6 protein-coding genes are annotated in these 11,168 nt (G+C 60.3%); 3 read left to right on the forward strand and 3 right to left on the reverse strand.

All coding sequences use genetic code 11. From position 1 onward, the window contains the following. Positions 1-115: 115 nt before the first annotated feature. Complete coding sequence (locus tag SH809_01235; protein MDZ4698301.1) at positions 116-1,621, reverse strand: GMC family oxidoreductase; 1,506 nt, start codon at positions 1,619-1,621, stop codon at positions 116-118. Between the two features lie 354 nt (positions 1,622-1,975). On the opposite strand from SH809_01235, the gene SH809_01240 reads away from it, so the two are divergent. The 3 genes from SH809_01240 to SH809_01250 are packed head-to-tail and all read left to right on the forward strand — an operon-like array spanning position 1,976 to position 7,407. Continuing rightward, positions 1,976-3,919 (forward strand): TonB-dependent receptor, encoded by a 1,944-nt coding sequence (locus SH809_01240; GenBank protein ID MDZ4698302.1) that lies wholly within the window; start codon positions 1,976-1,978, stop codon positions 3,917-3,919. A gap of 1 nt (position 3,920) precedes the next feature. Further along, positions 3,921-4,529, forward strand: a complete 609-nt coding sequence (locus SH809_01245; GenBank protein MDZ4698303.1) for a YfiR family protein — start codon at positions 3,921-3,923, stop codon at positions 4,527-4,529. Positions 4,530-4,548: 19 nt separating this feature from the next. After that, positions 4,549-7,407 carry a response regulator gene (locus SH809_01250; GenBank protein MDZ4698304.1) on the forward strand — a complete coding sequence of 953 codons (2,859 nt, stop codon included), beginning with the start codon at positions 4,549-4,551 and terminating at the stop codon, positions 7,405-7,407. A 263-nt stretch (positions 7,408-7,670) separates the two neighbouring features. Here the strand turns inward: SH809_01250 and SH809_01255 are convergent, their stop codons facing one another. Continuing rightward, positions 7,671-9,398, reverse strand: a complete 1,728-nt coding sequence (locus tag SH809_01255) for a GMC family oxidoreductase (GenBank protein ID MDZ4698305.1) — start codon at positions 9,396-9,398, stop codon at positions 7,671-7,673. 130 nt (positions 9,399-9,528) lie between these two features. Next, entirely contained in the window at positions 9,529-11,013 is a 1,485-nt protein-coding gene (locus tag SH809_01260; GenBank protein MDZ4698306.1) for an aldehyde dehydrogenase family protein, read from the reverse strand. Positions 11,014-11,168 lie beyond the last annotated feature (155 nt).

The raw sequence follows: 11,168 nt of genomic DNA on the forward strand, positions 1-11,168 counted from the left end.
CAACGTGGCGGGCGTGTTCAACCGTAACCCGACAACGTGGCGGGCGTGTTCAACCGTAACCCGACAACGTGGCGGGCGTGTTCAACCGTAACCCGACAATGATCGACATAATGTGTTAAGAATGTCCGGTTACGGGCGCGATCTTCTCCCCCACCCGCAACGCCTGCGCGGCAATCGTGAGCGCCGGGTTCATGGCGGCCGAGGAGGGGAAAAAGGAGGCGTCCATCACGTAGAGATTATCCAGGTCGAAGGCCTTGCAGTAGGGATCGAGCACGGCCGTGGCGGGGTCGTGCCCGAAGCGGGCGGTGCCGCACTGGTGGGAGTTGGTCGCGATGCCCATCTCCTCGATAAACACGAACGGGTAGCCGGCCTCTTTGAGCATCGTTGAAGCGGCCTGCTGGAGTTTTTTGTGGGCGACGAGGTTGTTCGCTTTCCAGTGGATGCGGATCCCGCCGGCCGGCGTGAGTTCGACGCGGTTCGCGGGGTCGGGGAGATCCTCGGACATCACCCACCAGTCGGTGCTCCGGTCGGTCATCCACTTCAGGGCGAACCGGGGGACGTGGGGCTTGACCGGGGCGATCATCGCCGGCTGCACCTTGCCCACCTGCTGGAGGTTGCCCATCGGATAGGGGAAGCCTGGGCCGCGCAGGTAGAAGTCGTTGATGGCCAGGGTCTTCTGGAAAACGACGTCGTTGCGCCGGCGCGGGTCGATGGCCACCAGGCCGGCGTTGTTGTGCACCATGTAGTTCCGCCCAACGAGTCCGGAACTGTTGGCGAGCCCGTTCGGGTGCGCCCCGTTGGCCGAGCGCAACAGCAGCGCGGCCGAGTTGACGGCCCCGCAGGCGACGACGACGAGGCCGGCCGACACGGTCTCGATCTCCCCATTTCGCTCCACCTCGACTCCGGTCACCACGCGCCCCGTGGCGTCGGTCAGCAGCCGGCGGGCCTTCGTTTTGGTCCACAACGTCACGTTCGGACTTTCGAGCGCGGGGCGGACACACCGCGTGTCGGCGTCGCTTTTGGCGAGGACATGGCAGGGGAAGCCGTCGCACGTCTTGCACCGGATGCACGCGCCGCCGGGGCGCAGGTCGATCCCCATCGGGTAATAAAACGGGTGGAGGCCCTGCCGGGCGAGGCGGCCGGCGAGGTCGGCGACGTAGGGCTCGTGCGGGATAGGGGGATGGGGGTACGGCCCGGAGCGTGGTGGCTCGGTCGGGTCGCCGCCGGCCTCGCCGTGGACGCCGAAGATCCGCTCGGCCTCGGCGTAGTAGGGCTCGAGTTCGTCGTACGAAACGGGCCACGCCGGCGAGGTGCCCCCCTCGTGCTCCAGCGCCTCGAAGTCTTCCTTCCGGAAACGCGGCAGGGCCGCGCCGTACACCTTCGTGTTGCCGCCCACGAAGTAGTGGATGCCTGGCCGGTAGGTGTTGCCGGAGGCATCCTCCCAGGTCTCGGTCGTCTTGTACCGGCTCTGGAAATAGGCCGCCTCGGGGTCCCAGTTCTGGGGCTCTTGTGGCAGGTAATCGCCCCGCTCAATGAGGAGGATGGACGCGCCGGCATGGCGGAGCGCATACGCCAGCGTGCCGCCGCCGGCGCCGGTTCCAATAAGGACGATGTCGTACATAGATGGCGTAGAGACAGATGATCGTGTCGCGAACGACGGTGTAGACGTTGCAGGCACTATGTTCAGGAACCGTTCGGACACATGCAACCGCGCAGGGCGCCCCGCATCGGCGCCGGGTTCAGGAAACGTCTAGTCTGCCTTTTATCTTGGTCTTTTCCGGGCATGGAGCTGTGCGTTCGGGTTGGAACAACCGCGATTCGCCTGATGCGCCCGTAAAGATGCCGGCAGTTCGGTCGATTAAAGAGGTGACATTACGCAGCGACGCACCAATGTCCCGCTGTGCCTCGCGAAGCGTCTTTCTAGTGAACCTTCTATATCCTGGTTATGCACTCTATTTTCCCAATCGTATGCCTTGTGTTGATCGCACTCCCTGGCTCACAACGAGCCTACGGGCAAAGCGATACCACCGACGTCGATTTCGAATTGGAATCGCTACTTGCCATGCCCGTTAGTTCGGCGGCGAAGTATGATCAGAAGGTGCTGGACGCCCCGGCTTCAGTGACGATTATCACGGCGAAAGACATCGAGGAGTACGGGTACCAGACGCTGGCCGAGATTCTCGCGAGTCAGCGCGGCTTTTATGTGAGCTACGACAGGAACTACGATTACGCCGGCGTCCGAGGGTTTGGTCGCCCGACCGATTTCAACAACCGGTTGCTGGTGCTGATCGATGGGACCGCAATGAATGAATCGACCTACACCGCAGTCGGCATCGGATCGGACCTGGGCATCCCGCTTGCCGCGATCGACCGTATCGAGATCGTGCGCGGTCCTGGATCGGCGCTTTACGGAACAAGTGCGATGTTTGCCGTCATCAATATTTTCCAGAAGCGCCAAACAGAAGGCGTTGATGTGCGCCTGCGGGCAGGCAGTCAGAACAACAAGGAAGCGCAAGCCGTCGTTTCCAATCGGTTTTCGAACGGGCTGGACGTTCTGGTGGCAGGGGGATGGGCCAGCGCACGCGGTGGTTCTTTGTATTTCCCGGAATATGACAGCCCCGAGACCAATAATGGCATCGCTCGGAACCTGGACTGGGATCGTCGCCATGAAGTGTTAGACAGCCTTGGTTTTCGGGGCGCGACATTGCAAGTTCGGTCGAATGATCGTACAAAGGGGGTCCCAACTGGTGCATGGGGCGCACTTTTCAACGATAAAGAGAGCGCGACGCGGGATGGGATGACGAGCGCGATGATGAGTTACGGTCGTGATCTTAAGAGAGGGCAACATGTATTCGCCCGCGCATACGCGAGTTCCTACGTCTACGACGGCACCATTCCGTATGAATTCGAAGGTGTACGTTACGAAGCCGGCGATGAGGCCCGCAGTCGGTGGGTCGGTGGGGAAGTGCAGTTTCGTTGGGATCCCAACGCGGCCCTCCGCATGATCGTTGGCCTCGATGCGCAACGGCATATGCGCGCATCCTATCTGTACAAGGACGAAGACGAGTTGCTTGCGTCGTTTGACGCACCCTACTCTTTCTGGGGCGCGTTTGCTCAAGCGGAGTATGAAATTGTCCACGATCTGGTGCTAACGGCAAGTGCGCGGCGCGACCAGAACTCTTTTGTAGGGGGCGCTTTTTCGCCACGAGCGGCGCTTTTGTACAAACTTTCGGAGCGTGGCGCCATCAAAGCGCTGTATGGCGAAGCCTTTCGCGCGCCGTCACCGAATGAGCTCTATTACGAAGATCCTATCGCCGATTTTAAGCGGAGCGTGAACCTGCGGCCTGAACGCATCCGTACCACAGAACTCGTCTGGGAGCAACAGGTATCGCGCGCCCTGTCCGGTTCGGTCGCCTTGTTTAATTACGGCATGAGGGATCTCATCGATACGATAAACGATCCCGTCGATTCGTTGAATGCATTCGTTAATGCCTTCCGGGTGCGAGCGAACGGCGTGGAGGCCGAACTCAATATCCGCATGCCGGCCGGCATGCGCGGTTTTGCAAGCTACACGCTTCAGGATGCCCGAGAAAAGGAGTCGGGCCGTACACTTTCCAACTCGCCCCGCCACTTGCTCAAAAGCGGCATCGTCATCCCCCTGGCCCCACGAATTACGTCGTCGATCATCGTGCGACGGGAGAGTGCCCGCAGGACGGTATACGATACCCAGACGTCTCCTTTTTTACTGGCGGATGCGAAGGTATCCTTGCATGAAAAGAGCAATCGATTAGCCATCGAGTTTCGGGTCAGGAACATCTTCAACGCATCCTATGCCTACCCGGGAGGTTTCGAACACGTACAGGATCGCATCGTTCAGGACGGTCGGGCCTTTCACGTCGGCCTCAGCCTCAGCTTGTAACATGGAACGATCTATCATCAGTCGAGGCGGCGGTAGCGTGGTCATGAGCGTGCTACTGACGCTGGTGCTCATGTGCCCTATGCCCGCGAGCGCCCAGGATATTGCTGTCCCGATTGAGATTCAATACCCGCTGATCTTCAAGATCCTATCGTTCGACCGATCGCTTGTGGAGCGGTCGGGCGAAGAGATCGTCATTGCCGTAGTGTATCAAGATCGATTCCGTACCTCGCGGGCGATCAAAGAGGCCTTCATGGAGATGAGCAAGCGCGACAAAGCGCCGGCGACCATTCAGGGTGTGTCGGTCCGTTTTGTCGAACTCGACATCGAAAATCTCTCGGATCTTGAAAGCGCGCTCGATCGGCAACCCGCGGACGTGCTCTTTATAACCCCACTTCGGGCGCTCGGCGTGGCCGAAGTGGCAGCCATGAGCAAAGAAAGGGGCATCCTCACCGTCGCTTCTACGCCCGAGTATGTCTATCAGGGATTGAGTGTTGGCATCGACCAGAAAGACAATAAGCCGGAAATTGTCATAAACACCGACAGTGCAATGGCCGAGGGTGCACAATTCAGCGGCCGGCTTCTCCAACTGGCGCGCCTGATTTCGGAATAAAATTGTTCAAAGTACACACATGACGGAAGAACCGGGATCACGATTTTTCGCTCCGCGAATTCGAACGAAGCTGACCCTCGCCACCGCCTTGCTTGTAGCGCTGGTCGCGCTGTTCATTTTCTCGTTCTTCCCCCGAAAGTTCGAGGTGTACGCGCTGGAAGAGGTTCGCCTTCGATCGCAAAATATTCTCGAAATGGTTGCGTACAGTGCCGCCCCTGGTCTGTATTTCGAGGACAAAGCGACGGTTGAGGAGGCACTGTCCATTGCCCGGCTTAATAAGGACCTCGTCTACCTGGTGATAACGGATGAGGCCGGCGCCACCGTCTCATCGTACATACAGTCGGATAGCACGAGCATAAGTGCCGTTCCGATCATGGTCATGACGTTGTCCCGCGCAAAAGAACTGTCACTCTACGAACGCGATGCATCGATCGAGATGGAGGGTACCGTCGTGGGGCACCTCTGGTTAGGGCTGTCCCTGTCGGAGCCCAGAGAGCGCGTGAACGAGGCAAGAAAAACGATAACGCTGGTTTGCCTGATACTCCTGGTCGTGGGGGTCGGGCTCGTGATGGTGGTGAGCAATTTTATTACACGTCCACTTCAAAACATAACGGAAACCGCGAAGCGTGTTGGGAAGGGTGACCTGGCGTTGCGGGTCGAGGTGACCTCGAGCGACGAAGTGGGGCTGCTTGGGCATGCCTTCAACCACATGATCCAGGAGGTAGGGCGTTCGCAAAACGAACTGGAGCAGCGCAAGACCGATCTGGAGGAAGAGATCACTGTCCGGAAGCACTACGAACAGGAACTCGTACAGGCCAAGGAACTGGCCGAACAGGCCGCCACGGCGAAGAGCGAATTTCTGGCCACGATGAGCCATGAAATTCGGACCCCGCTCAACGGCATCATCGGCATGACAGGTTTTTTGCTGGACGCCGATCTGGGTTCGATGGAGCGAGAATATGCCCAGATCATACGCAATTCAGGAGATTCGCTGCTGTCGATCGTCAATGATATCCTCGATTTCTCAAAAATCGAATCTGGCCAGATCGAAATAGAGGAATATCCGTTTGAAGTGCGCCTATGCGTAGAGGAAGCACTGGATCTGGTCGCACAGAAAGCGGCGGAAAAGAAGCTCGAACTCACCTATTCCGCCGACCCCCGGGTACCGCAAGCCATTTTTGGGGATACGACTCGTGTGAGGCAGGTACTCTCCAACCTCATATCAAATGCGGTCAAATTCACGGCAGCCGGCGAAGTGGTCATCCAACTGACGATGGAGCCTAACCCCGGCGACGATACTCTCTTGCTGCACGTGAGTGTCCGGGATACCGGAATCGGCATACCGGCCGATCGTATGGACAGGCTCTTCAAGTCATTCAGCCAGGTGGACGCATCCACCACGCGTGAGTTTGGTGGAACGGGTCTTGGATTGGCCATTTCGAGACGGTTGTGCGACGCGATGGGCGGAAAGATCTGGGTGGAAAGTGAGGAAGGAAAGGGGTCTACCTTTCATTTCACGATACCGTCCAGGCCGGCTATCCTGTTCGGCAGGCCACTTCCATGCACAAACCAGGAGGCCTTTGCCGGCAAACGCGTACTTGTGGTGGACGACAACGATACGAACCGAAGGATTCTGCGCCAGCATCTCGGGGCGTGGCGGCTCGATGTAGTAGTAGCCGCCTCTGGGTCGGAAGCGTTACGCATCCTGGAACGCGACAGCGCCTTCGATGCCGCCATTCTCGATATGCAGATGCCCGGTATGGATGGGGTGGCGTTGGCTCGACAGATGCAGGCGGTCGTTCCGCATGTCCCGCGAATTCTACTCAGCTCGATGGGATCGATACCCATTAAACAGCCTGATCTGTTTCTCGCCACGCTTACAAAGCCTGTGAAGCACGCTTTACTCTGTCAGACGGTAGGGTATGCCCTGGGCGCGTCGGTGCTTCCCGAGAAGATAGGTGCGCGACCGATGGTACGATTCCCTGGCGAGGCAGGCCATTATCGCATCCTTGTGGCGGAAGACAATGCCACGAATCAACGCGTGATCCTGATGATGCTTGACCGAATGGGGTACCGTGCCGATGCAGTGGCCAACGGTCAAGAAGCCCTGGAAGCCCTCGAGCAGCGTCAATACGATATCGTTCTGATGGATCTCCGTATGCCCGAGCGAGACGGCATTGAAACGACGCGGGAAATCATGCAACGCTGGGCCCCTGAATCGCGCCCGTATGTCGTTGCCATGACGGCGGACGTCACGAAGGAACGATGGGATACCTGTTTGGCAGTAGGCATGCATGCCTTTCTCGCGAAGCCCATCGACTCCATCAAATTAGGCGATGTCTTACGGGATCTGGTTTCAAAAATTGACACGAAACGGGCAACGGCAACAGACGTAGCCTACCAGAACACGAGCACCCGGTCTTCACCTGTGCTAACGGCTATGCCATCGGGTAAAGCAATAAGTAAGGATCGATCCCCGATCTCGATCCTGGTTGCCGAGGATAACCTGACAAATCAATACGTGATACGGCGTATGTTGAGTGCGCTAGGTTACGAGGCCCGGTTCGTGGATGATGGGCAGAAAGCAATCGATGCGGCAGAGGAACACTTCTTCGATGTTGTTATCATGGATATGCATATGCCGCGAATGGATGGGCAGGCGGCGATCCGAGCGTTGAGGGAGCGAGCAGACGCCCCGCAGCCGTATATCATCGTCCTTTCCGCACAGGTGACTCCTCAAATGGAGGCGCTTTCATTAGAGGTGGGAGCGGATGCATTTATCGGGAAACCTATTTTACTTCAGCAGTTGCGCGACGGGATTAACAAGGCGATCACCGTGGTTGCTGAAAGAAAACAGGTCGCTCCTGTTCCAGGATAAGCTAGCCGTAGACATGGGCATCCTGCACGCGGTTTTCTCGGCAAAGCGACACCCTATCGTGTCGCTTGAGGTGCGCCAAGCGTAGGAAACCCAACGAGTAGTTCGTCTGGGCCGTGCCCCTGAAGCACGGGGGCTATCATGCGGCGTCGCGGTGCGACGCCAGTCTTTGGTTCATGGCCATTTCAGGAATTATGTCCCCTATAGGGCCCAATCTCATTAAAATAGGGAGGTAATAAATAGACTCTAAGTGGCTCAAAACACCTTTATATACGCCCCGAAATCATTTCCTGTGCAGCGTAGTGTGCTGCACGTGCGGAGAGGGCCATATAGGTCAGCGATGGGTTCTGGCAGGCGGCGGAGGTCATGCAGGCGCCGTCGGTGACAAACAGATTGGGCACGTCGTGGGTCTGGTTGTGGGCGTTTAGGACAGAGGTTTTTGGGTCGCGGCCCATCCGGGCGGAGCCCATCTCGTGGTTGCCGAAGCCGGGCGGGCTTTCGTTTTCGTACGTGCGGATATTTTTCGCGCCGGCGGCCTCAAGCATCTCGGCGGCGGTGTCGAGGATGTCCTGGCGCATGGCCCGCTCGTTGTCGCCGCGCGTCCAGCGGATGCGGAGTTGCGGGATGCCCCAGGCATCGACGGCGTCCGAGTCCAGCCGGCAGTGGTTTTCATAGATTGGCAGCGTCTCCCCGAAGCCGCCGAGGCCGAGCGACCAGGGCCCGGGGTCGCGTAGGGCGCGCTTGAAGTCGGCCCCGAAGCCGGGCATCGAGCGGCCACGGCCCCAGCTGGAGCGGCTGGCGCTGCCCTGGAAGCCGAATCCACGCACGTAGCCGGGCCGGCGGGTGGTTTCGTCGAGGTTGACGAAGCGCGGGACAAACAGGGCGTTCGGGCGGTTGCCGTAATAATACCGGTCCATGTAGCCTTCGATGGCGCCGGATGCCCCGAGGTGGGCGTGATGATCCATCAGGTAATGCCCGAGCACCCCGCTCGAGTTGGCGATGCCGTTCGGGAACGCAGGGGAGGTCGAGTTCAGCATGATCTGGGCCGTGCCCATCGTGGAGGCACAGAGAAACACGAGCCGGCCGGCGAACTCCGTCATCGCCTTCGTTTCGGCGTCGATCACCCGGACGCCCGTCGCCCGATTAGTGGCGGCGTCGTACATCACGCTGTGGACGACGCTGTGGGGGCGCAGCGTGAGGTTGCCGGTGGCCATCGCCACAGGAAGCGCCACGCCGAGGGTGCTGTAGTAGGACGCCGTCGAGCACCCCCGCTCGCAGGGGCCGCAGTAGTGACACGCGGCGCGGCCATTGTGCGCCTGCGTGAGCACGGCCGCCCGCCCGATGATCAGCTTGCGCTCTGGAAAGGCCGCCTCGATGCGGGCTTTCGACGCCTTCTCGACGGCGTTCATCTCCATCGGAGGAAGGAAGAGGCTGTCCGGTAGCTGCGGGAGTCCTTCCGCCGAGCCCGTGATCCCCACGAACCGCTCGACGTGTTCGTACCACGGCACCAGGTCCTCGTAGCGTATCGGCCAATCGACACCGTAGCCGTCGCGTACGTTCTCCTGGAAGTCGAGCGCGCTCAAGCGGTACGACTGCCGGGCCCAGAGCAATGAACGGCCGCCGACGACGTTCGCGGCGATCCAGCGGTAAGGCTCTTCCTGGATGTAGGGCCGCTCGTTGTCCTTGATGTAGAAATGTTTCGTGGCGTCGCTGAACGAATAGTGGAGGCTCTGGATGGGATAGTCGCGCTGCTCGACGGCCGGCGGCACGTCGCCGCGATAGGGAAATTCCCAGGGCGCTTTGTGTTCGGTGATGTAGCCGGCGCCGTGTTCTACATGCCGGCCGCGCTCCAGCAGCAGCACCTTGAGGCCCAACTCCGTCAGCTCTTTCACAACGATGCCGCCAGACATGCCGGAGCCGACGACGATGGCGTCGAAGGGTTCGGCGACCTGGGCGATTCGGACGTTTTTAGCGTGAAACGGGGTATCGGGCATGGCGTGCAGGGCGGTGGGAGTGAGGCCCCCGTACGATAGGGCACGGGCGTGAAAAAGGAAACCCATGGTGGATTTCCGGGCCTCTCCTCCGCCCTCGACTTCCATGAACCTTAAACCTCGAACCCTACACCTACCCCCGGTGCCACCAGTTCGTGCGAGGCCCCAGATGCAGCTGGACGGTTTTTAGTTCGCAGAACTCGTCGATCGAGAATCGCCCCAACTCGCGCCCAAGGCCGGACTCCCGGTAGCCCCCAAACGGCAGCTCGGGGTAGCCGTCCATGTACGTGTTGATCCAGATCGTGCCGGCGCGGACGCCGCGGGCGACCTGGAAGGCGTGCTCGACGTTTTTGGTCCACACGGCAGCCGATAACCCGTACGTGGTGCTGTTGGCGATCCGGATGGCCTCGTCGACGGTGTCGAACGGGATGACGGAGAGGACGGGGCCGAAGATCTCCTGCCGCGCGATGGGCATGTCGGCGGTGACGTTCTGGAAAATCGTCGGCTCGATGAACCGGCCCTGCGGGGTCGTCATCCGCTGTCCGCCCAGGAGGAGGTCGGCCCCGGCGCCGCGGCCGGCGTCGATGTAATGCATGATCTTGTCGAACTGCGCCTCGTTGATGATCGCCCCCACCTTCGTGTCCTCCAGGAGCGGGTCGCCGACGGGGACGGTCCGCGCTTTTTCGTAGACGGCCTGCGTGAACGACTCCGCGATGGAGCGGTGGACGAGCAGCCGGCTGCCGGCGTTGCAGCACTCGCCCATATTGAAATAGGCCCCGAAAACGACGGCGTCCAGCGCGGCCTCCAGGTCCGCATCGCCGAACACGATCTGCGGGTTTTTGCCGCCGAGTTCGAGGGAGACCTTCTTCAGGTTGCCCTGCGAGGCCCCGACGATCTTTTTGCCGACGGCGGTCGACCCCGTGAATGAGATCATGTCTACTTCCGGGTGATCCGCGATCCGCGCGCCGGCCGGGTTGCCAAACCCGGTGACGATGTTGACAACCCCATCGGGCACGCCGGCGTCCATCAGGATCTGGCCGAGGCGGAGCGTCGTCCCGGGTGTACATTCGCTGGGTTTAACCACGGCCGTGCAGCCGGCGGCGAGGGCGAAGGGGAGTTTCTGGGAGATGATGAGCAGAGGAAAATTCCAGGGGGTAATCATCCCCACGACTCCGATGGGTTCGCGGAGGACCAGGCCGAGCATGTCCTTCCCCAGGTTGTTGTACGTGTCCCCGTACAGGTGCCGGCAGAGGGTGGCGGCGTATTCCCACAGGCCGGCCGTGCCCTCCATTTCGCCGCGAGCCTGGGAGATCGGCTTGCCGCTTTCGAGCACCTCGATCCGCGCCAGTTCACCCGCGTCGTCGCGGATGGCATCCGCCACCTTCATCAGGATCTTCGCCCGTTCAGCGCCGGGCGTATGCGGCCAGGGCCCCTCGTCGAAGGCCTTCCGGGCGGCGTCGACGGCGGCGTCGACATCCTCCGCGCCGGCCTCGGGGTAATCGCCCACCGGGACGTCGTGCGCGGGGCTGTTCCAGGTGTAGCGCTTGCCGCTGCGGGCCTCGACCCATCGGCCGGCGATGAGCATCTGGTAGGTGTAGGGGGTGGCGGGAAGGGACATGAGCTTGCGGGGTTGGTTGGTCGGGGGAGTATACGGATTGGGCGTCGATTAGCGATTAATGCGAATCAGGAGTTGAATAGAGCTAAAATAATGCAAAACGTCATCCTGGGCCCCGACCCAGGACCCAGAACAGGGTTGCTAACCTCACTGGGTCC

Source organism: Rhodothermales bacterium (genome assembly GCA_034439735.1).
Classification (GTDB): Bacteria; Bacteroidota; Rhodothermia; order Rhodothermales; family JAHQVL01; genus JAWKNW01.